This window comes from Blastopirellula sp. SH421 (genome assembly GCF_057808535.1).
In genome coordinates this window covers 1,036,398-1,059,642 of sequence record NZ_CM173712.1, presented here as the reverse complement: position 1 = coordinate 1,059,642, position 23,245 = coordinate 1,036,398, and the positions used below count along the sequence as shown (strand labels likewise).

At 54.9% G+C, this 23,245-nt stretch carries 17 protein-coding genes and 1 tRNA gene; 8 read left to right on the top strand and 10 right to left on the bottom strand.

Annotated features, from left to right (window positions below):
* Positions 1-68 precede the first annotated feature (68 nt).
* From SH421x_RS04310 to SH421x_RS04300, 3 genes are all read left to right on the top strand, one after another.
* A complete protein-coding gene (locus SH421x_RS04310) occupies positions 69-1,880 on the top strand; it encodes a leucine-rich repeat domain-containing protein (RefSeq protein ID WP_488854164.1) in 1,812 nt (603 codons plus the stop codon).
* 60 nt (positions 1,881-1,940) lie between these two features.
* Positions 1,941-2,741 carry a creatininase family protein gene (locus tag SH421x_RS04305; protein ID WP_488854163.1) on the top strand — a complete coding sequence of 267 codons (801 nt, stop codon included), beginning with the start codon at positions 1,941-1,943 and terminating at the stop codon, positions 2,739-2,741.
* Positions 2,742-2,979: 238 nt separating this feature from the next.
* Complete coding sequence (locus SH421x_RS04300) at positions 2,980-3,147, top strand: hypothetical protein (protein WP_488854162.1); 168 nt, start codon at positions 2,980-2,982, stop codon at positions 3,145-3,147.
* A gap of 26 nt (positions 3,148-3,173) precedes the next feature.
* On the opposite strand, the gene SH421x_RS04295 is transcribed toward SH421x_RS04300, so the two are convergent.
* The 3 genes from SH421x_RS04295 to SH421x_RS04285 all read right to left on the bottom strand — a co-directional run bounded on the left by SH421x_RS04295 (position 3,174) and on the right by SH421x_RS04285 (position 7,456).
* Positions 3,174-4,310, bottom strand: coding sequence for a leucine-rich repeat domain-containing protein (locus SH421x_RS04295; RefSeq protein WP_488854161.1), 1,137 nt, complete (start codon positions 4,308-4,310; stop codon positions 3,174-3,176).
* A gap of 281 nt (positions 4,311-4,591) precedes the next feature.
* Entirely contained in the window at positions 4,592-6,394 is a 1,803-nt protein-coding gene (locus SH421x_RS04290) for a hypothetical protein (protein ID WP_488854160.1), read from the bottom strand.
* A 96-nt stretch (positions 6,395-6,490) separates the two neighbouring features.
* Positions 6,491-7,456, bottom strand: a complete 966-nt coding sequence (locus SH421x_RS04285; protein WP_488854159.1) for a hemolysin family protein — start codon at positions 7,454-7,456, stop codon at positions 6,491-6,493.
* Positions 7,457-7,886: 430 nt separating this feature from the next.
* On the opposite strand from SH421x_RS04285, the gene SH421x_RS04280 reads away from it, so the two are divergent.
* On the top strand, positions 7,887-8,084 hold the full coding sequence (locus SH421x_RS04280) for a cold-shock protein (protein ID WP_040351660.1): 198 nt from the start codon (positions 7,887-7,889) through the stop codon (positions 8,082-8,084).
* Positions 8,085-8,263: 179 nt separating this feature from the next.
* Complete coding sequence (locus SH421x_RS04275) at positions 8,264-8,596, top strand: hypothetical protein (RefSeq protein ID WP_488854158.1); 333 nt, start codon at positions 8,264-8,266, stop codon at positions 8,594-8,596.
* A 32-nt stretch (positions 8,597-8,628) separates the two neighbouring features.
* On the opposite strand, the gene SH421x_RS04270 is transcribed toward SH421x_RS04275, so the two are convergent.
* Both SH421x_RS04270 and rimK read right to left on the bottom strand, forming a co-directional pair.
* Positions 8,629-9,726 carry a succinylglutamate desuccinylase/aspartoacylase family protein gene (locus tag SH421x_RS04270; protein WP_488854157.1) on the bottom strand — a complete coding sequence of 366 codons (1,098 nt, stop codon included), beginning with the start codon at positions 9,724-9,726 and terminating at the stop codon, positions 8,629-8,631.
* 36 nt (positions 9,727-9,762) lie between these two features.
* Complete coding sequence (gene rimK / locus SH421x_RS04265; protein WP_488854156.1) at positions 9,763-10,665, bottom strand: 30S ribosomal protein S6--L-glutamate ligase; 903 nt, start codon at positions 10,663-10,665, stop codon at positions 9,763-9,765.
* 211 nt (positions 10,666-10,876) lie between these two features.
* On the opposite strand from rimK, the gene corA reads away from it, so the two are divergent.
* Positions 10,877-11,956 (top strand): magnesium/cobalt transporter CorA, encoded by a 1,080-nt coding sequence (corA, locus tag SH421x_RS04260; protein ID WP_488854155.1) that lies wholly within the window; start codon positions 10,877-10,879, stop codon positions 11,954-11,956.
* Between the two features lie 144 nt (positions 11,957-12,100).
* Complete coding sequence (locus SH421x_RS04255) at positions 12,101-13,165, top strand: twin-arginine translocation signal domain-containing protein (RefSeq protein WP_488854154.1); 1,065 nt, start codon at positions 12,101-12,103, stop codon at positions 13,163-13,165.
* Positions 13,166-13,258: 93 nt separating this feature from the next.
* On the opposite strand, the gene SH421x_RS04250 is transcribed toward SH421x_RS04255, so the two are convergent.
* From SH421x_RS04250 to SH421x_RS04230, 5 genes are all read right to left on the bottom strand, one after another.
* A complete protein-coding gene (locus SH421x_RS04250) occupies positions 13,259-14,848 on the bottom strand; it encodes an alkaline phosphatase D family protein (RefSeq protein ID WP_488854153.1) in 1,590 nt (529 codons plus the stop codon).
* Positions 14,849-15,184: 336 nt separating this feature from the next.
* Positions 15,185-16,213 carry an aldo/keto reductase gene (locus SH421x_RS04245; protein WP_488854152.1) on the bottom strand — a complete coding sequence of 343 codons (1,029 nt, stop codon included), beginning with the start codon at positions 16,211-16,213 and terminating at the stop codon, positions 15,185-15,187.
* A 380-nt stretch (positions 16,214-16,593) separates the two neighbouring features.
* On the bottom strand, positions 16,594-17,898 hold the full coding sequence (locus tag SH421x_RS04240; RefSeq protein ID WP_488854151.1) for an IS1182 family transposase: 1,305 nt from the start codon (positions 17,896-17,898) through the stop codon (positions 16,594-16,596).
* 1,046 nt (positions 17,899-18,944) lie between these two features.
* A complete protein-coding gene (locus SH421x_RS04235; protein WP_488854150.1) occupies positions 18,945-21,506 on the bottom strand; it encodes an nSTAND3 domain-containing NTPase in 2,562 nt (853 codons plus the stop codon).
* Positions 21,507-22,138: 632 nt separating this feature from the next.
* Positions 22,139-22,222, bottom strand: a tRNA-Leu gene (locus SH421x_RS04230).
* 288 nt (positions 22,223-22,510) lie between these two features.
* On the opposite strand from SH421x_RS04230, the gene SH421x_RS04225 reads away from it, so the two are divergent.
* Positions 22,511-23,161 (top strand): hypothetical protein, encoded by a 651-nt coding sequence (locus tag SH421x_RS04225; RefSeq protein ID WP_488854149.1) that lies wholly within the window; start codon positions 22,511-22,513, stop codon positions 23,159-23,161.
* The last annotated feature ends 84 nt before the right edge of the window (positions 23,162-23,245 follow it).

The following is a 23,245-nucleotide window of genomic DNA, read 5'->3' as shown; positions in this document are numbered from 1 at the left end:
ATCGGCTGCGCGAAGTAGACTGAAGGATACGCCGTCGCCTGTCTCTTCCGTTTCCAAAGTCGCCGCTTGTGCTTGTTCCGCTGCTGCTCAGTTTGTCACTGCTGGCCGCCGATCCAACTTTGGATCGCGCGACGATCGATGCGCGCTTTCAAAGTGAGCTAACGCAGCTGGCCGACAAGTGCGACGAATTGAAGATGACGCCGCAAGCGACGGCGACGCGCGATTGGTTCCTTCAGCGCCGATCGATCTACAACTATGCGGTGCTGGTTCCGGAGAGCGATCCGCTAAAACCAACTGGTCAGCCGACGCAACTGATTCAATTCTGGTACGACAAACTGACCGCGCTGCGGCAAGCTTACGCTGCGCAGTTGTTTGCGCTCGCCCAGCAAGAGTTGGCGGCTGATCGCGCTGACGTCGCCTATCGACTGGTGCACGATGTGCTGCGTGAGAATCCTGATCATGCCGAAGCACGCCGCATTTTGGGCTATCATTTGGTCAGCGGAGTGTGGCGTCGCCCCGGGGTCACGACTCGCGCAAAACAACTGCGGCTGGATCACCCGAAGCTCCCCTGGCCGGCAAAAACCTACTGGCTGATCGAATCGCCCCACTTTGAAATCAGCACCAACCATAGCGAAGCAGCCGGACTGGCATTGGCCGAAAAGCTAGAGCTCCTCTACTCGGCTTGGGAGCAAACCTTCTTTGACTACTGGAGTAATCGCCGCCAACTGCAAGGCTACTTTGACGGCGCATCCCCCAGCCCCAGCCGCAAAAAATTCCACATCACTTACTTCCGCTCGCAGCAAGAATACGTTGACTTTCTGACGCCGCTCGAACCACAAGCGGCGATGACGCTAGGGATTTATCTCTTCGCCAAAGAAGAAGCCTTTTTCTTTGCCTCCGACAACGCCGCAGCGCAAGCAACCTGGTTGCACGAAGCGACGCATCAATTGTTTCATGAGTATCGCTCGGCCCCGGCTGACATCGGTCAACAGGCGAACTTCTGGGCGATCGAAGGCGCCGCGCTCTACATGGAGTCGGTCCGAATGTTCGATGGCTTCTGCACGATCGGCGGCTTCGACGCGTCCCGATTGCAGTTTGCTCGCAACCGCCGCTTGGTTGGAAATTTTCATATGCCGGTGCAAGAGCTGTGCGCCCTGTCGCGAGAACAGTTGCAGAAGCATGCCGATATTCGCCCGCTGTATAGCGAGGCGGCCGGTCTGGCCCATTACCTGATGGATGGAGACGCCGCCCAACATCGCAGCAAGTTTATCGAGTACCTCCGCGCCGTCTATCTACGCCGCGACCACGCGAACTCGCTGGAAGAGCTAACTGGCCTGGCCGCGAAACAAATCGACGCCAACTACGCCAAATATCTGGAAGTGGATGATGCAATGCTCGCCCAGCTTGATCCCGTGGGACCGACGGTCGATCTAGCGCTTGGGCGAACCGACGTCACCGATGTCGGCCTAGCAGCGATCGCCCAATTGCCAAACTTGGATTGGCTCGATCTCACTGGCACGCGCATCACCAGCAGCGGCGTCAAGCAATTGCAAACGCCCAAGCTGCGTGACCTGGGGCTCGGCGGCACCGCGACTACGGATGCGGCGTCGCCTGCGATCGCGCGGCTGACCAATCTGGGCGAACTTGATCTCAGCGGGACGGCGATCACCGATGCAGGCCTACAACCGCTCACCCAGCTGAAGCGTTTGCAGATTTTGCGATTAGCAGTAACCAACGTGACGGACGCTGGCTTGGCACAACTAGTCGGTTGTGTGCAACTTCGTGCAATCGATTTGCGCCGCACTTCGACCACGCCTACCGGCATCACCAAAATCCAACAGGCGATCCCGATGTTGCAGGTTACGGTCGGCGACCAATAGCCGTTAGAATGACGGCTCCCTTCTGTTTCCCCTCCCCTTTCTCGCCGAAGGTCTGTCGCTATGAGCGCCATGCGTCCCTGGATTTTGTCTGAAGTAAATTACGGCTATGTCAAAGATCATCCGTATGAAGTTGCCGTGTTGCCGCTGGGCGCGACCGAACCGCACAATCTGCATCTTCCCTACGGCACCGACATGTACGAGGGAACCGTCATCGGCGAGCGCATTTGCGAAGCGGCCCACAAGCAAGGCGCCAAAGTGATCTTGCTACCGACGATGCCGTACGGCACCGAAACCAACATGAACCAGTTTCCCTTGGCGATGAACGTCAACCCTTCGACGTTGTTTCTGCTGGTGACCGATCTGGTAAAGTCGTTGGTCGAAAGCGGGATTCGCAAAGTGGTGCTGCTCAACAGTCACGGCGGCAACGACTTCAAACCGCTGCTGCGCGAACTGTACGGCAAGACCGAGGCACAACTGTTTCTGTGCAATTGGTTTCGCGTGCTGTCGCCGGAAGATTATCACGAAATCTTCGAGCACATGGACGATCACGCCGGCGAAATGGAAACATCGCTGATCATGGCCTGCCAAGGTCACCTGGTCGAAAAGAACGCCGACGGGACGCTCCACGCCGACGCCGGCAGTCAACGCGCGATGCAGTTTGAGGCGCTGCAAAAAGGCTGGGTCTCAATCACTCGCCCCTGGCATCTACTGACCACCAACAGCGGCTCAGGCTATCCGCATGCATCGACCCCCGAAAAGGGAGAGAAGCTGCTCGAAAAGATCACCGAGCGACTTGCAAAGTTTTTGGTGGAACTCTCCGCGGCGGAAATCGATGAGACATTCCCGTTTGAGAAGTCTTAGTCACAGGCACTGAACCGCCCAAAAAACTAGCGATTCCTCCCCTGCTTCTCTCTCAAAATGAGACGCTTGCATGAGACAGTAGCAAGGTCGAGAGGGTCCACCGCACGGCGGTAATTCCACTGAACCATGCTGAACTACTGAAGCCGCAAGCAGTTACGCGAATCGGCCGTTGCGCTGCGCACTTCGGCACATGGAATGCTTATCCTTAAGCAGCACCTTTTTTTCAGGAGGGAATACCATGTCGCCGCAAAAGAGTGCCCCACGAGCCAGAACCATTGCGATCGCTGTAAAACGAGGAGACCTAGAGATGCAAAAGGCCAAAATTGCTTCGCTTTTTGTACAAAGTCTCGTCTTGGTCGGAGTTACCGCCATGTCAGCAGCGTTGATCTTTTCAACGCTGCTGTAACGGCGGCCGATTAAGCGGTCTCAGTCTTACAGCGAGCCCAGATTGACCTTCAAACCGGGGATCGCCGCCGAAAGCTGCTGGGCGGTTTCCGGCGTGACTTTGGTTTGCCATAGGTACAGATGCCGCAAGCTCGGCAGACCATAAAGATGATCCACTCCGGCGTCGCTCACCTCGGTCGCATACAAATTGAGGTAGCTCAGCTTCTCGCATGCCGCTAGATAACGCAGTCCCGCGTCGGTCACCTTGGTCTTCGCTAAATTCAGGCGTTCTAACTGCTTCAGTCCCGCCAAGTGCTCGAGACCGGCGTCGGTCACTTCAGTTCCCATCAGATTGATCTCGACCACGTTGCCGATCTTGCGAATCGACGCGAGCGCTTCATCATGCACCGGCTTGTCCGACAGATGAAAGGTCACCACTTTGGCTTCGCTGCTTTGTGCGATCCGATTGATCGTGCCTCCGAACTCTGCAATCTGCTTGATCGCTTCGGCTTCGGCCTGGGTGTCGATCGGCGTTTGAGGATACTTGGCGGCGATCTCGTTGGCGGTCACCGTCGCTTGCAACATCTTGGGGATCGCCGCGGCCAGCGCCGTTTTGGCGGCGGCCAATTCGGCCTCCATCTCGGCTCGTAACTCGGCCTTGAATTTGGCGATCGCTTCCGGCGACATCGCGGCGACTTCTTCAGTCTTCGGCGCGTCCTCAGGCTTCATTTCGGCGGCCGGCGCTTCGGGCTTCGCTTCGGCGACAGGCGCCGGTAATGAGCCAGCGGCGATCAATTCGCCAAACGGTTTCGCTTTGTCATCTGCTTTTTTCGGGGCGACTGCTTCAAAAGCGGCAAGCACTTCGGCTTCGGCTTTGTCGCGTTCCTTTTCAATCCGATCTTTTTGGAAGTTGTCTTTCTTCAGCGTTTCGGCCAATGCGACGCCGTAAGGATTCCGTTCTTTCTTCGACTGACCATCCACATGGCAAACGTTGCACTTGGCGGCAGCGGCGGCCGTTGCAAACTGCTTTACTTTGTCATCTTTGGCGTCGGCATGCACATACTGCTTTTCAAAGACTTCCCAGAAAAAAGGAATTGCCGCAGCTTGCCGCGCCGAGCACGAGAGTACGACGCAAAAACTAAACGCAGCAGCAACAACTCGCAGTGTGGCTAGCGATCGCAACATGAAATGCTCCAGACTATAAGCAAAGCGGAAGGATGTGACTTTGGCGGGCTATCCCTCAATTCTGGCTGCGCCGACAGCCAGATTCAACCAAGGGGACGATGATTTAGCGGCCAGCGGCGAAAAATGCCGACCCACTGAAATCTACCATGAAAAATGGGATCCGTTCAAATTCTTCGCTCTTCCAGACCTCCGTTAGGCAATCCCAATCCGCTTTTACGTAAAGGCCCTAAATCCTGATTGTACACGCGGAGGAGAACGCCCCCGACGCATAAAGAGTAGGTTCACCCCGGCTCTTTCGCTCCGCAGTGGAAACAATGCGTCCTATCAAGTTCGGCATCGTCGCGCAGTAAATGTAACGGGATAGTCAACGTCTCGCCGCAATGAGAGCATTGCAAGCGACGAGCCACAGGCGTGCCACACGCAGAACAAAAGATCCCACGCTCCACTTCTCCGCCGCATTGCAAACAATGAGCAATCTCCTTAGAGATTGGCGAATTTTCATCGTCTGCGAGACTGGGCGACTGAACCGCATCAAGACGTTGCAAAATAGAAACCAATCTCGATTCCCAATGCATGAGCTGCTCCAGCAACTTGTCGGATTCGGCCTGATAGGATTGCAATGCTTCGAACGAGGCTACATTGATTTCGTCTGGCAAACGGTCGCGAAAATTCTGAAACGACTTCTCGATTTCGCGTATTCGTGAACTCGCTGCCTGCACTTCCGCTTGAATCGCTTCGCCGGTCGTATCCGTCCGATGGGACGAAAGACGCATTGCGTCGGCATGCAACTGATGCACGGCCGACAGGGAGGCGGTCAACTCTTCCCGGAAGCGATGTGATAACTGAATGCCAAGCTGTTTTCTCTCGGCCAATTTTTGCTGGAGATGCTCCTCTTGCAGACGACGCCAATCGCTGTAGGTCACCGTGACAAATGCGACAATCACAAAACCGGAGGCAATAAACAAGTAATCACGATAGTCGCCGCCATAGACGCCGCTGATGACAATCCCAAGTGAAAACAGCGTCAGTGGTATAACTCGTGTCAGCGCAAAGCTCAAATCAAGGATCCGCGACACATGCAAAGTTAGCAGCGGAATCGACAAGATCGCAGCAATGAAAATCGACTGCCAAGTCTGTAGTTGGCCATGAAATTCGAGCACGGTGAAAATCAAAAAGAAGAAACAAAAGTTGCCAGCCAGCAGCGTGAAATGTCCCCAGCGAAAATCATCTAAACGGCCAGGATGCTGAAGTTCGCTTAAATACCAAAAGCCTGCCCCAAAAAAGAGAACCGCCACACCGGTCAGTCGCAAAAGTAGCAACACTCGGGCGTTTGGCGTTTGGGCTGCCGGAATATTGACGCGAATCGCAGGCGTCGTCACCAGGTTTGCGATATCCCAGCGTAATTGGCTGGGCGACGTTTCGGTGGGCTGCATCGCGTCGTCTGGAATGGACCAAGCCGCGACATCTAACTTTAGCAAAATAGCTCCCTGCTCAACCTTGACGGCCGGTGGAAGTCGATAGCGAAAGTCATCACGTCCTGAAACGCGAAAATTCCAATCCGCACGGAGCGGTTGGTCATTGGTGAACGTGTAGAGACAGGCGATTCCATCGCGACCATAAATTATTTGATCCGCTTTTCGCTCTTCGCCATCCGCATCTTGCAGAGTTAATTGGACGTGACTCGCTTCAATGGTTCCCGCCGGGAACGGCAGGAACAGCGATACTTGCTGCTGCTGGCCAATGGGCGCTGCAAAGGTCATTCTGCCTTCGCAATTGACTACAAATCGCGTATAGATGTCCCAGCCAATACGATGATTACTCGAAGACAAGTCCATATCTTGATAGAGCGTTTCAATCAACGGAAGCGCTGCATCCAGCGAAGCCGCCGGCTGAGCGAATGGGGCCGATTCAACTTGATCCCCTTCCCCTGACGACTTCTGCTTTGCCTTGCGAGCGGCGTCACGCGCCACCTGTATAGCCGGCAACAGCAACGCGGTAATCACACCGATAATCCCAACGACCACTAGTAACTCAACCAGCGTAAAGCCGATCCGCGGGACCGGCGCAGCGGGGCGCGACGACATGAGCTGAGATCCAATTTTGTAGAAGAGAACCTGAGGAGGAGATACTGCTCAGCATAGAGTTTTTGGTCACTTGAAGCCAATCATTTGGATTCTTGCTTACGCATCTTTTTCATCATCAATCTCACCCACCAACTCTTCCAGCACATCTTCTAGCGTGACCAGACCAACCGTCTTGCCTTGGTCTTGGACGATGGCTAGATGAATTCGCTTCGCGCGAAATTTGTTCAACAGGTCGTCGCAGCGTTGTTTTGATGACACGACCAACCCTGGTCGGATTAGCTTGGTAATCGGCTGTTCTTCTTTATCCTTCGCAACTTCGGCCAAGATCTCGCGGCTAAGCACCATGCCGACCACTTCGTGCTTCGAGTCGCCAAAGATCGGAAAACGCGAATGCTCGAACTGTAAAACGTCTTGCGTCGCTTGCTGAATGGTCGCCGCGCGCGAGATTGCTTTAATATCGTGGAGGGGAGTCATCACGTCCGCGGCGAACTTGTCATTTAAAAGAAAGGCGCGATGCACCAGGCGGACTTCATCGTTATCTATATGCCCCGCCGTTCGTCCCAGCGCCGCTAACGAACGAATCTGCGCTTCGGTTCCCACCGGTCGATCGCCGGATTGAAACTGGCGCGATAGCCAATCCAGCGGCAATACGATCGGGTACAAGACGTATATCAACACCAAGATCGGCGGCGCCGCGATCCGGCCAATCTGCGGCGCGTAGTGAGTCGCCAGCGATTTGGGGATGATCTCGGAGAAGATGATCGTGCCAAAGGTCAGCACGGCCGTCACGATGCCGATCACCTGGCTGCCGAACAACTCGACCGCTTGGCTGCCGGCCAAGACGGGCCCCAACACGTTGATTGTGTTGGTCAAAATAACCACAACGACCACCGCGCGGGTCAGATGACGATGGACCGCTTGCAGCGCAACCGAGCCCGGCAGCTTTTGCAGCACCATCTCTTCAACTTCGCTGCGCGAAACGCTGAGGATCGCGGCGTCGATCAAAGCGGCGACCCCTGAGAGCAGAATGAAACCGACAACGTACAGGATCAAAAGAAACATGCAGATTCCGAGTTAATTAAAAGGAAGCACCCAACAAGTCGATGCTTCATCCTAACGGACAAAGCGGAGAGCGCCGAAAACGGCGATTATTAGCCCCCCCCCTTCTTTTAGGCTTACAGGTCATCGCCCCCACGCGAACGGAGCGTTCTCTAGAGCGGCTGAAATGAGCGGGGAAGCGGAGCCTGGGCATCCCCCAGAATTCGCATATCCCCCAAAATCCTATTATTTAGCCACCGAAACAGGCACTTTCGGTGATTCTTCTGTCACGGCCGGTGGTTTTCTTGGAGATTTCTTCTGCTTTGCCTAGGTGAACATTGACGAAGGCCCCCAGCAGGCATAGGATGCACGGCAGTTTTTGATGGCGGCTGTCAGGTTGCGAGAGTGTTTTTTTGACCGGCAGACGCAGCTTTATGTTTTGTGAGTGATTTTGATGCCAGAAGGTAAAATCAAGCGTTTGACCGACAAAGGTTTCGGTTTCATCGACACCGGGTCAAACAAAGACCTGTTCTTCCACATGTCGAGCCTGGAAGGATGCCGTTACGACGATTTGCGCGAAGGCCAAACCGTCTCTTATGTTGAAGGCCAAGGCCCCAAGGGTCCGCGTGCCGAACAGGTCCAAGTGATCTAAACAGCAGATTGCAGAGCCGCCCTGCGAACATTAGATCGCGGGGCGAGCTCGCCCTCTGGGGCATCTTCTTTCTCGCAATTTTGCTTCGCAACCTGCGACTTCTTCAAGCTGCCGGATAGTGACGTTTTTCTCCCTGCGAATCGTATAACGCACGATTGCATACAAACCACGGCAAACCTATGTACAAATGCCAACGATGCGGCGCGATCACCCCCGCGCGCACGCCAGCTCATCAGATAGTGATCTCCGAGCGCCATAAAGAGTATGGCTCACGCTCGCGTCCCGCTCCGCGCGGACCACGCGTACGTCGTGATACCCAAACGATTGATCGTGGCGGACGTGGTCATGAGATTGTCGAACAACTGACCGTCTGTCCAAAATGCGCCGCCCAATCTGTCGAAGCCGGCGAAGCTCCGCGAATGGTTAATGCGCCGCGACCGGTCTACAAGGACTACTCGGACGATTACGATTCGGATGACGACAACTATTCGTCGCACAATAGTCGCGACTAATCGCAGCGCGTGTTGAATCCTCAACAGGACTGCTAACCGCCGGTATCATTTGGGCGATCAATCAATAGATTGGTCGCCAGATGATCGGCGACGGTTCCGTACATCTCATCTTCGGCCAACTGCTCACGCACCGTTTGAGCATCATCTACCAAGAAGCCGAGATGGCAGATCGGCTCGCCGGGGCTGACCGCTGGCAACGTGGTGGTGCCGATAACCACCGCGTCAAACGGAGCAAAGACCTGGTTCCGCTGCTGCCCCAACAGTCCGGTGTTGGTTGCTAGTAACTGGCCTGCTTTCACCACATCGCCTGGCGAAGCATGAAACTGCAGGAAGCCCCCTCGATCGGCGCGCACCCACTGCGTTTTGTCGATCACCAATTTGCGGGACGAAGGGACCTGTTTGCCGGGCAGCATCCCCAGCTTGACGAGCACGTTACGAATCCCGCGCAGCTCCCAGCTGACGATCGAAGGCTCGACCTTTGAAACTTCGCCGGCTTCTAAGATGATGGTCGCACAGCCAACACTACAGGCCGAGCGGCGAAACGCTCCGACCGGGCCTTTGCCGGCGACGATTAACTCACTGCCAAACGCTTCCGCCAACATGCGGGCTTCTGGGTTTTTCCAATCGACGCGCACATTGGGAAAGTTGGTGCGACGAATGGCCGCGGTGTGCAGATCAATTCCATAATCGCAACGCGTGACGATCTCGTCAAAGATCCGCCGCGCCATGCGACTGGCCAGACTGCCGGTACGCGAGCCGGGAAAACTGCGGTTCAAATCGCGACGATCAGGCAGATAACGGCTATGCCGATCAAAACCCAAGATGTTCAACACCGGAGCAAGGATCAATGCGCCCCGTTTCAAGCGAAGCCCCTCGTCCATGATCAGCGAACGGATCGCGCCGGTTCCGTTGATCTCGTCGCCATGCAGCGCGGCGGTCACAAAGACGACCGGGCCATCTTCGACGGCGCGGCGAACCTGCACGGGGATTACTACATCGACGCCGCTATAGCTTTCGCCGATCGCGACTTGGACGTCACGGACTTGGCCCGGCTCAATAATGACGCCGTTCCAATCATCGATCGGACGCTTGATCCGCGGGGGAGTTGTTTCGTCGTCGCTGGCCGTCATTGGCAATTGTCACAGACGTCGCGTCGGATGCGGCGCCTATCCTTTCCCTTTGTCTCGTTGGCGTCCCGGCTTGGCATGGGCATCGATAAACTCAATGATTTTGCCAGCCACGTCGACAGACGTCGCTCCTTCAATACCCTCTAAACCCGGCGAAGAGTTCACCTCCATGACGACCGGACCATGGTTCGATCGCAGGATGTCAACACCGGCGACATTCAGCCCCATCGTCTTGGCGGCCCGCTTGGCGGTGCTGCGCTCTTCCGGCGTAATCTTAATCTTCTCGGCGAATCCGCCGCGATGGAGATTGGAGCGAAATTCGCCCGGCGCCGCTTGGCGCTTCATCGTGGCGATGACTCGCCCACCGACCACAATGCAACGAATGTCGCTGCCGCCGGCTTCTTTGATAAACTCTTGCACCAGGATGTTGGCGTCAAGTCCGCGGAAGGCCTCGATTACGGCTTGCGCGGCTTTTTTGGTTTCGGCCAAAATCACGCCGACCCCCTGGGTTCCTTCCACCAATTTGACCACGCACGGAGCACCCCCGGCGATCGCGATCAGCTCGTCAATATCTTTGGTCGAGTGCGCAAAGCCGGTGACCGGCAGCCCCACGCCGTCACGAGCTAGCAACTGGGTAGAACGCAGCTTGTCACGCGACCGGTTAATTGCCTGGGACTCGTTGACCGAGAAAACGCCCATCATCTCAAACTGCCGCACGACGGCCGTGCCGTAGAATGTGTAGCTGGCGCCGATACGCGGGATGATCGCATCGGGATGCAGCTCTTCTCCCTGGTACAAAACCCGGGGACGATGGGAAGTGATATCCATGTAGCAGCGGAGATAATCGACGACGCGTACGGTGTGCCCCTGCGCCACGGCCGCCTCGCGGAGGCGGCGGGTTGAATACAAGGAGGCCTTCCGAGAGAGTATTACGATGTCCATCGACAAAATCTGCTTTAACGCGGGTGTTTCGGCTAGGTTGCATGACGCCGCCAGTCTAGGTCGGGAAATCGACAAATTGGCTTGGTCGGCTCAATATTCGACTAGATTATTCTCCCGCCCCATGTAACGATCGGCCGTTCATCTTATCAATTGCCTCTAACTTGCCAATGCGGCGTCTTGGTCCGCAGCCGGCAGCCCTGAAACTAACGCTATGTTCCGAAAACGTCACCCCCAAGTCGGCGCTGCTCCGGGAACTTTGGTGATTCCGGCCGACGCGCCGCCGCCGCGAGTTCGCCAGATCCTCTATTCAATCGACGGCTTGCTCAGCGATCAGACGATCACCGATTTCGATCAATTGAAAGAAGCCCCGCCCTCTGGAGTCTCGTGGGTCGATATCCAAGGCTTCGGCGACGAACGCCTGTTGATCGAACTGGGCGAGATCTACGGGCTACACCCCCTGCTGCTGGAAGATGTGGTCAATGTGCCGCAGCGATCCAAGATCGAAATGCACGACGACAATCTGCTGATCGTGCTGCGCATGGTCCAGGCCAACACCGACGCCGAAATCTTGATCGAACAGATCGGCATCGTGCTGGGCGAGGATTACGTCTTAACGTTTCAAGAATGCTATGGCGACCACTTTGATCCGATCCGCAAGCGGATCTCTGCAGGACATCGCCGTTTTAAGGAAAAAGGCGCCGACTACCTGGCCTACGCGATCGCTGACTCGGTGATTGACCACTATTACCCGGCGCTCGAACTGATCGGCGAACGCCTAGAAGAGATGGAAGAAGAAGCGGTTGTCGCCCCCACCACCGCCATCTTGCAAAAGATTCATTACATGAAGAATCGCGTCCTCAACCTGCGTCGAGCCCTGTGGCCGCAGCGTGAGGCCCTCCATTCGATGGTTTGGGAAACCAATACCCTGGTCAGCGACGAGGTCCGGCTTTACCTCCGTGACACCTACGATCACTGCGTCCAAACCACCGAAGTGATCGAAATGTACCGCGACATGATCAGCGGAATGCTGAACACCTACCTCTCTTCGATGGCCAATCGCACCAACGAGGTGATGCGCGTGCTGACCATCGTCTCCACCATTTTCATCCCCATGTCCTTTCTCGCAGGCGTCTACGGGATGAACTTTGACAAGATGCCCGAGCTTCATTACTCGTTTGGCTATCCCCTGTTTTGGACGATCGCCACGTTGCTGGCCGTTGGGATGCTCACCTTTTTTGGCCGCAAAGGTTGGCTTCGCCCGCAAGACCCCAAAGGCAACCCGCTCAAGTAATCACCGGCAAACACCACCCAATCGCTGGCGTTTTAGTCCCCGTTAATTCTACTTTAAAAATGGAAATATCTTGATTGCGCCGATAGAATAGCGGCTTCTTGCTCTTCCTGCCCCGATTCTATTTTGCGCCTCAGGAGCTTTGCCATGTCGGTCCCGCAACCGCAGTCGTCCCGCCGCCGCTTCCTTCAAACTTCTGCTGCAGCCGCTGCTGTGGCCGCTTCTCCGTTGCTGTTACATGCCGAAGACAAGTCAGGCAGCAAAGCTAAAACGGTCGGCGCCGGCGAGCACACCTACGAGTGCCATCACTACTGGGGCGAACTTCCCAAGTCGATCCAGTGGGGCGCTACGCATGGAGTCTGCATCGATCAGGCTGGCTTGATCTATATCAAGCATCAACACGGCGGCGCCCAACCGATGGATGCGATTGTTGTGTTTGATCCGACCGGCAAAGCGGTTCGCTCGTTCGGCAAACAGTATCACGGCGGCGGTCACGGCATCGATGTCCGGATGGAGGGTGGCCAAGAGTTTCTCTATCTGTCTGATGTGAAAAACCGTCAGGTCATCAAAACCGATCTGCTGGGAGACGTCGTTTGGCAAAAGGACTTTCCCCAAGAGCCCGGCGTTTACAAAGACGCTGCCGGCTATCGGCCGACCAATGTTGCGTTTGCACCGGACGGGGGCTTTTACATCGGCGACGGTTACGGCTCGCATTACATCCATCAATATGACAAAGACGCCAACTGGGTTCGCACCTGGGGCGGCGCAGGAACCGAGCCCGGCAAGATGCGTACTCCGCACGGCATGTGGTTTGACAATCGCCCAGGCCGCACACCATCTCTAGCCGTCGCCGATCGCGCCAACGCGCGACTGCAATACTTCTCGCCCACCGGTCAGCATCTCGGGTTTGTCAATGATCTGCTCTTCCCTGCCGATATCGACATCCAAGGCGAAGTCATGCTGGTCCCCGACCTGCATGCGCGGATCACGCTGCTCGACAAAGACAACAACGTGATCACGCACCTAGGTGATGACGCCGCGTGGCGCGCCGCCGTACTGGGCGACGGCATGAAAATGCGCACCCAACGCGATCGCTGGCTTGACGGCAAATTCGTTCATCCGCATGACGCCTGCTTTGACAAGGATGGCAACATCTACGTGACTGAATGGGTCGAAGGCGGCCGCGTCACCTTCTTAAAGAAGGTGGGCTAACGCTTTAAACTTCGTTGATTGAATCGCGTGCCACGGCTCACAGAGCCGTGGCACGAAAACGATTGATCGATTCACTCCCAACCGGCGTCACACTTAAGCCTTGTTCAATCCCGGTTTGCCCGCTTCTACCACAAAGCTGGCGCGCGTGTTTAGCGGCGCGTCAGCCTTGCTGACAAACGGCACCGTGCGGTAATGCGTGGTCCAAGTCTCCGGCGTGATCTCGCAAGCGACATAGCCCCGTTCGTAGTTGTTGAACTTGACGAAGGGGTTCTGAGCGTAAACTTGCGCCGTGTCTTCTTTTTCTTCGGAGCCGTCGCCGCCAGAACTAATCGACGTGCCGACAAACTCGACCGCAACGGCCGGCGAATCGGTCTCTTCGCAGTTGACTTGCAAGTCATTGGCCCAGTTGCAGTGAATATCGCCGGTCAGCACGATCGGATTTTTGCTGGGATGCTGAGCGAAGAAGTTCATTATCCGCAATCGGTTGGCCTCGTAGCCGGGCCATTGATCCATTGAGTAGCCTACCTTGTCGCTCACATCGCGATCAACTCGCCCCATCATCACTTGCTGCGCCAGCACGTTCCAGATGCTGTCCGAGTTGGAGATTTGGCTGGTTAACCATTGCTCTTGCTTGGCGCCCAAAATGGTCGCAGTCGGATTCAGCGACTCGGCACACGGAGCTTTGCGACCATCGCCACATGGTTGGTTGGTGCGGTACTGCCGCGTATCCAGCACATCAAAGTCAACCAACTTGCCAAACTTCACGCTGCGATACAACTGCATGTCAGGCCCGGTCGGCATCTGAGCAGTGCGAAGCGGCATATTTTCGTAGTACGCTTTGTAAGCATTGGCTCGCCGCTCCAAATACTTGTTGCCTTTATTCCGTTTAGCCTTCGGGTGCTCGGGGAATTCGCCGGCGCAATTATTCTCAAACTCGTGATCGTCCCAAGTCACGATCCAAGGGCACATCGCATGCGCGGCTTGCAGATAGGGGTCGGTCTTGTACTGTGCATGACGAACGCGATAGTCGCCGATCGTATCAATATAAGGACCGGCATGCTGACGCAACTTCCCGGCACTTCCTTCCTTCTCATAAATATAATCGCCCAAGTGCGCGACCAAGTCGCAATCTTCGCTCGCCATGTGGTCGTAAGCGGTGAAGTAGCCAGCCTCAAAGTGCTGACACGATGCAAACGCGAACTTCAGCTTACTTGCCAGCTCATCCAGCTTCGGCGTCGTACGAGCGCGCCCCTTCGGACTGATCTCGCCGGCGCCAGCAAACTGATAGAAGTACCAGCGATTCGGATCGAGACCCGGCACTTCGACATGGATCGAATGCCCCATGTCAGGCGTCGCAATCGCGGTCCCTTGCGCGGCGACCTTGGTCATCGCTTCGTCATGACAAACCGTCCAGCGAACTTCGACATTCTCGTTGGGCATGCCGCCATCTTCTTCGAGCGGCTTGGGCGCCAAACGCGTCCACAGCACAAACCCATCCGGAGTCGGATCGCCTGACGCGACACCCAACGCAAACGGATAATCGGTGACACCCACATTGCGGCGAAACGCGGCCGAAGCCACTCCTTCGAGCGTCGACCAACTGGCCAACATCGATCCACCCAACGCCAAAACCTGACGACGATTCCAAGTTCGACCGGGGACATGAATACGTTGGGCGCACATAGCAAAAAATCTCGCAAGAAAATAAGCGGGCGATAGGAGGGCAGCCTGGGGCATTTCCCCAGCAGTTCGGAGTCTAGTCCTGCTACCCTCGAACATCAAGTTAACGAATGATGAAGACCGATTATTGCCCTAAATGCCTACTCTGCCGCTTCGATCTGCGCACCCAATTCCCCGCTTTGCGCACCATTCGCCCGGCTCCCTGCTCTTAGTTCAAACTTTCTGCGTGCCACGGCTCTGCGAGCCGTGTGAAGCGCCAAATGACTCGACAAGTTATCGAAGCCGCAAAGACACGGCTCACAGAGCCGTGGCACGCGATAGTAATGCTGCGGTTCTCTGCTATACGCCGTTGTAACTCTGCACCGCTTGGGTGATCTCTGCCAACTCGTCGCTGCTTAACTCCACATCGCCGGCCCCGGCGTTGTCGATCGCTTGCTGCGGAGTTCGCGCGCCGCACAGCACATGCGAACAACCCCGCTGGGCCAAAGTCCAGGCCATCGTCAGCTGCGCCAGACTTACTTGATGCCGCTCGGCGATCGGCTGCATCGGCTCTAGCATCGCCAACACTTTGCGGACGTTGTCAGGCTTAAAGCGATCTTTGAAGTTCCGCTGATCCCCTTCTTCATACTCGCGATCGGGCGTGATCTTGCCGGTCAGCAAACCTTGCCCCAGCGGACTATAGGCGAAAAACGCAATCTGCTCGTCGGCGCACTTGGCCAGGTTGGTCGCTTCCAGCCCGCGATCGAGCATCGAGTATTTTTCCTGGTCGGAATCAACTTGTCCGAACTTGCGATACTGATCGATCTGCTCTGGCGTCGCGTTGGATACGCCGATCGCGCGAATCTTCCCCTCTTTTTTCAACTCTTCCAGGGCGCCCATCCGCTCTTCGATCGGCGTTGCGTCATCTTGCCAATGCGTTTGGTAAAGATCGATCACGTCGGTCTGCAATCGCTGCAAACTGCGTTCGACCTCTTCACGGATGCCATCGCGGCCGCTGTAGATAAAGACGTCAAAACTTTGCTCCTGCTTTTCGCCAGACCAATCGACATTTTGCGCGGTCGTTGAGAATTTGTGCTTGGCTCGCTGCTGCTGCGCGGCGCTGAGATCCCACCGCATCGAACACTTGGTCGCCAGCACCACTTTGTCGCGTCGATCGGCGATCGCTTTGCCGACCACTTCTTCGCTGACCCCAAATCCGTAAATCGGCGCCGTATCAATCAAATCGCCGCCGGCGTCCAAAAAGGCATGAATCGCCCGAATCGACTCCTGCTCATCGGCGCCGCCCCAAGTCCACCCGCCGATCGCCCAAGCGCCAAACCCAATCACCGAGGCCTCGATGCCGGACCGTCCTAATGCTCGCTTTTTCATTGATTGATTCCATACGCGACTGATTTCGAAAGGAGACAGAGATACGCCTCCCCCCCCAGTCTACGCAATCGAAGCTTTGCTGTCCCAAGAGGACGGCTTGAAAGCGGAGATCGCAAAAAATAGTAGCCGCGGCGCAAGCCAAAGATATGCGGCCTGAATCCACCAGACCGGACCGGACAACCACATTTTTTTCTGAGCGCCCAACTGGACTGAGGTTGTGAGTTTATCCAACGCCGTCACCATCGCCTTTCGCCGCGCGGGCGTTTTTCGTTTTTTAGCGGCTGGTTGGGCGCTCGATTTTCGGTTGCTATTTTCTGGAGTGGATGGCGGCGGTCCGTTCGGGGCGGGTCGCTTGGTTCCGCTCTGCTTGGTTCTCCTTTTTAGGCCGGTTTTAGGATTCCCAGACTCAGCATCCTCATGAAGTTGTAGGTGATGACGTACCATAGCGTCGCCGCTTTGACTTTTTCTCGGCTGCGAACTCGGAACTGCTGCAGGCCCCGGTTGCGGCATTCGGCGTTGGGGAATTCAGCGATCGAGGGGCGTTGTTTTAGCCGGGCCTGGGCCTCTTCCGTTTTCATTCGTTCGCGGAACGCGGCCATAGCGTCGTTGTCCTCTTTGCGGCGTGCGTACGGGTCGCCGCCTCGCTTTTCGATCTGCTCTACATAAGTCATCGGCGCCGTCACTTGACTGCCGGCTTGCTCGACCGCGGTGATTCCTCCCCGGGTCGCGAACCCGCCGTCGACGATGTAATGCTGGGGAGTTTTGTCATAACGCTCGCGCAGGTTTTCATGCATCGGCTGCATCTGATGGCCATCGCTGCCGTTGTTGCTAACGTCCACGCCGACGATCAGACGCGTCTCGGCATCAGTCGCGAATTGCACGTTATAGGCCGGACGAAATCCGCCTCCGCTCATCTTCATGTTGCGTGCTTCCGGATCGGTCGTACTGCAGCGCGCCTCTTTGCGCTTCTTTTTATTCTGCTGATCTTTTTGTCGCTGCATTTCCGGCAATTCTTCCAAGGCTTTATTCACCCGATCCAAAAGTTCGCGCGCCGCACGCTCTTGGGCCGCTTGGCGACGAGCGTCGCTAACGCCGTTATCCGAATTGTCGTCGCTTTCGTCACGCAACTTTTTTACTTGCGCTGCCGCTTCTTCGCGGCATTTTTCCAGCGTCTGCTGACGAAAGAACGAGCTGGTGCCGGCGCTGGCCCGCACTCGCATGCCGTCTTGAGCAACCGTTTCCAGCGTGACAATATTCTGGTGCAGCAGCGTCGCAATCGTGTCAGTCAGCAATTCATCGAGGAACTCGCCATGCATCGTACGAAAGTCTGCCAGCAGGTGATAATTGACGCCGACATCGCCGCAAATCCACAAGTAAGCCAAGTCGCGCGTACACAGTCGCGCCACATGTCGAGCGCTGCTGATCCCTTCAATAATGGCGAACATCCACAACGCCATCAGGATTTTTGGATCAACGGCATCGCGTCCAGCCGATCCTTCGACGACGCGAATCTTCTGATACAACGGCGTCAGATCGAGCGAATCGACATACGCCCAGACCGCCCGGACGCGATGATCCCGCGGAATCATCTGATCCAACGAAGCATCCCGAAACTGAACTTGAAACCGCTCCGGCCGCTTCACGCGCACCCGAGAAACGTTTGGTTGTGAGTTTGAATTATCCATCCCCCCGTTTTAGCGCCGCGATTTTGTGTCGCCAAGCCGGGTTGGAAAAAAATCACAGCCTCACTGGACTGCAACCAGTTTTAAAAACGCGGCCAAGTCGATCGGACAACCAGACAATCAATTTCGGCAACCCAATCAGACAACTCCAGAAGCGATAACCGCCAACACCGCCTATCTGCTTAAGCCACAAAGGAATCAGACCGGACCAGACTGCCACGTTTTTTCTAGGGCGGACAGAGTGGACTGGACCACCACACTTTTTTTCTCTCAGCAGACGACCGAATCGCTTTGCGTCCCCATCAATTAGCCATTCTGATTTCAAACTTCGTGACGAGTTTCACAATGTGGACTGTGGACTGTGGACTGGACTCCGAAGTTTTTTTTATTCGGCCTGCCCGACGGTTAACTTAGGCAAGCTGCATCCCGAAACACCCCACCCAGCAGACCGCGCAGCAAACAAGCCCGCCAACCTCGCTCAAAGTTGTCGAACTCAACGACGCCGCACCGCCGAAGTGAAACCACGGGCCGCACGGCGAGCCAATATGTATGAATACATCATAACTAAAGTCTGAGGATTTTTCAATAGTCAAACTTTGCCGAAGCGGGCTGACTTAAACTCAAAGCAGCCAACTTAAACCGTCCAAGGCGATGTCGCGCGGCGAGTGACACAGCGATGGCCGTGCGCGGCAATGTTTATGCGTGAGAGATCTGCTTGATAGAAATCGCTTCCATACCCTTCAGCGCTACGGACTTCCGATCTTGCGCCCCTCGGATCTAACACGATTACAGGCGCACAGACACTGGCTGTAGGCCAGTGGCACACAAGATAAGAAATGGGTTTGCCATTGCCACCCCGCCGTGCCGCTTAAGGGAAACTGCGCCCGTCAAGTCTGGGCCACCTTTCATGTATTGAAAGCGTCGCGACGGCGATCGATTGGTTCAACCACATGGAAGACATGCTCTTTCGCTGAAGACACCGTAAGAGAACGGCGCCCGGGCCTACGAGCGAAATAATGGGCGAGTGAGGGCGACGGCGACACACGATCTTACCTCAACGAGTCAAAGAGCGAGTCGATTCCGCCTCCACCGGAACTAAGTGTTCTAGCATTGCCAGAGTTTCCACCCTGCCCGCCTTCTGCTCTCGGACTCTGTTGCATGTCCTGCATTTCGTAGTAATAGTCCATTTCATCATGGTGCCAACGCTCCTCTTCAGCAATAGTTAGAGCCTCCTGGATTCGCCGTTCTTCGTCGTCCAGCTCTCCCCCGCAAAAATCTAAAATTGCACGCAAGTTCGCAAGGCACTCTGACCAGAATTCACAGTTCTCTTCCTTCAGGACTTCCTCAACCATTCCGGGCACTGCACTGCAAAAAATCTCTCCAAACCCTTCAAGCTCTTCATCCGAAAACAACGCATAGTTCTTGTCAATCCAAAGTACGGTCTTGGAAATAGCTTCCAACGAATCCGGGGTTTCGTTGTCTTCGAGCATTCCCACTAGACAGGCCCTAATACATCCTCGGATAATTTCGAGGGACTCGTCACCAACCCACCCCACCTTCCTCACAAGCTCTTCAACTGAAAAGCATTTCGGCACTGAGTGCAACCCCACGCCTGACTCAGCAAATTGCCTCACTAAAAGCCGAACAACACTCTCGTGCAAGGAGCCATTTTGGAAGTGATTCGCAATTCTTATGCACTCGTCTAACCGATAGATGCCTCCCCACGAATATCCCCAAGCCTTTTCAATGCCAAGGCTGACGATGCTATGCTGGTCCGGCGAAGAAAACGTCCGATCGATCGCCTTGGCAAGATGAGTCGCATATGGTTCTGAAATTCGCACGGATTTCTGAAACGGGTCGAGGATTGAAATCCGCAATTGAAACGTATTTCCAGGATACAAGAATATCATTGCGAGCCTGCTTACATGTTCAAAAGTTCGAGCCGATTGAAGCAGGTCTGACAACTCGTCATTTCGATTGCTGAGCAAGTCCCTTGCGAAACCCAGAATAGAAGGATTACACAATTCAACGGTCATACATGACCTCGATTTTGAGATCCGTATAAAAGTCCCCTCTAACTCGTTAAGTGCCTCCGAAAAGTCCCCCGACTTTCTAGAACAATTCAAAGCCAATGCTCTTCGTGTGTAATAAACATTAAATAGAGCCTCTAGCTCACCGACCGGAACACCATCTCCGCAACTCGCAGCTAGTAGCAATAGCTGCCGTGAAGACTCGCTTAGCTGGTTTTCAAATGCGTGGCTCCACAATTCGCTCGGACGTTCCAGCTTTGCAATAAACACACTTGGGTATTCCTCAGGAGAACATGCTGTTACTTCAGCCTTCCCCGTCATCCATTCAACGATTCTAGGGTTGTAATTTTGATGACGGATAATTGAGCGAACTCTCTGCGATTCGAGTAACGCACCGACATGTTCTTGCGGCACATCGTAAAAATAAAGGTGATTCGCCAGAATTTGTGCTTTCTCAAATTCACTGTAGTCCTCGCAACTTACAGTAAAGCGGTGATAATCGAGATTGGCGCGATGTAAGTGCTCATGTTCTTTTCTTGCTTGAGCGAGGATGTACTCTCGTGTCGTAAGAATGAATCGTTTTGAAGGGGAATTGATCACTGACGCAATGAACCGCAGAAGCAATTGATCTTCGTTTTTTGCCAGTTTTTCACCCGAACTAATTTGCCCAAGGAAATCATCGTAATAGAAAACCTGCTTCGCTTTCGGGTTTTGTCGAAAGGCTCGAAGTCCCTCCGAAATGTTCTGATGGATGACAATCGGCTCCCAGCCTTCCGTCAGATATTGAACGAGTAGCAATTCCGCAAGCGTCGTCTTACCTACACCGGGGACGCCTGCAATTATGCAAACTCTCTCTTCCTCTAATTTCGACCGGACCTTATTGAGGGAAGCCGTGGGCACATAGAGACCCAATTTTCGCCCAACTTCTTCACGTGTAAATGCTGTCTGAGTAAAGACATCGTTGTGAAGGATTATTGACAGAACTGGCTCACTCGTAACCCATAACTTGAAATGTGATTTCTCAACGTCACCGTAGTCACGCAGGAATCCGTTTAGGTCGTCCCGCCCAAGAATATCTTGCTTTGACTTACAGTGCGGGGCGAGTAGCGCGAATAGTTCGTCAACATTGTCAGGTGTGAGACCAAGTGAAGTGGTTAACAGATAACGGCTTGGCTTTAGCCGTGCCAGTTTCGGCAATTCATCTCTAGTCAACCGTGACTTTAGCGTGCTAAATGACGATCTGGCGAAGTGCTTGCATTGGACAATCCAATCCTTCCCATCAACGGGGGCATGACGTAGATCAATTCCCCCGTCTCTTCCTTTCGTAAAGGATTGCAGGGAAACTTTCAGATATCGTTGCAATAAATCCCGACATAGTTGCTCGAAGTCATCTGGAGACAACATTTGAAAGTCGTAATTCGCCATTTTGGGATCGCCATTCGAGTAGCGGTTGACACCCGTATACAAAATTTCTTCATTGAATGTTCTCCCCGATACCCATCGACTTTTCAAGCTGCTTTTGGCGATACAACTCTGATCCCGTTTTTCTGGCTGCCCTCGGGAACGGAGGATTTTGGACATTGTGTGGCGATTCCCTAAATCCCCAATCCCTACCGGGCGACTCAATCCCAAACCGGAATTGTATCGAGCGCCTGATACGGTTCGTCCGTCTCAATATGCGAGTAAACGTCCATCGTCAACGTGATCGTTGAATGCCTTGCAAGTTCCTTAGCCTTCGATGAATGAACGCGAGAGCGGGCAACAGTTCATCGAGCTGACGCCGTTGTTATCGATACCGATTGCCCGATATCGGCCTTCGCCCCCCTATAGGCGTCGTAGGAGCGATTGAGAAGTTTCCCAATCCTCGGTCAGGGGAACTTGCTTCGACTTGCCTGACGCCGTCTTGAGCGTCCCGTAAAAACGTTTTGATGGAATCTGAATCCGTTTTGCGTTCGGCATCCCTTGGAACTTCGGCGTCCGTTTTCGTCGATGTACTTAGCAGACATTTTCGCCACAATTACAATGCTTTTCTCCAAAAGAGAGCGAGTAAAAGCGACCAACGGAGACATTTCTATCCGCACGGTAATTGCACGAAGTCCGCACAGAAACGCTGTGCGGACGCCATGCGGACAAACTTTTCAACGAAAAAAGCTCGTGCTTTTGACACGAGCTTTTTAACGTAAATCGTTTTATCTTAGGCATTTAAGCCTAAGTGCCGAAGGTGGGAATCGAACCCACACTCCCTTGCGAGAACTGGATTTTGAATCCAGCGCGTCTGCCAATTCCGCCACTTCGGCAAGGCAATTTTAGGACCACGATCGCTGTGAGGCGGTTCGCGGTCATTTCGCAGGCTAGTCTAGCACACGACTAGGCTTGCTTGGGAATTTGGCATTTTAAGTGGGAAGCGGCTCGGACGCAACTACCGTCTGAAAAAGGTTTTCGGTCCCGCCGCAGGCTCTATTTCTCGCAAATATCGCTGCGTCAAGTCGTGGCCAAATCGGCATTTGGACCTTAGAATCGATATTTTCCCCCGATAGCGGCGCTGCGGCGTCGGCTTTGCCAACCTCTTGGCTGAAACGTACGGCATGAATCCGCTCCATCTTTGCATCGCGCTTTGCCCGTTGGCCGCCTACATGTTTCTATTGGGGGCGATCAACCTGTCGCGGCGGCCGTTTTTGACGACCGGGGGGCGCGACACGTACTCGCTGGGGGTCGCGGTGGTTGGTCTGGTGGTCGCTGGGCCGATGAAGCTGTTTCTGCCGGATCACGCGGCGGCATTGTTTGGCCCCTACATCTGGCTGCTGATGCTGTCGCTTTACTTTTTGGCGGTCACCTTTTGGGTGTTGATGGAGCGGCCGCGGTTGGTCGTGTTTAACTCCACCATCGATCAGCTGAAGCCGGTCCTGCGGCGGATTGCCAACGAGCTGGACACCGAGGCCCGGTGGTCAGGCGACGCGCTCCTGCTGCCGTCGCTTGGCATCCATCTGGTGCTGGAAGAATCGGCCGCAATGCGGAATGTGCAAATTAACTCAGTCGGCGCGCGGCAAGACTTTTTGTCTTGGCGACGCTTAGAGCTGGCGCTCGGCGGCGCGTTGCGCCGTGAGACGACCACGCCCAACCCGTACGGCGGCATCTTGCTGACGATCGCCGTTTCGATCACGGTAGTCGTGATGCTGCAACTGCTGCGACGCCCTGATCTGGCGGCGATCGAATGGCGCGAGCTGATGATGTTTTAGCGGAGTCCCATCTAATTTGCGTGCCACGGCTCTGTGAGCCGTGTCTTGGCAGCATCGATAGGGTATCCGGGTCATTTGGCACTT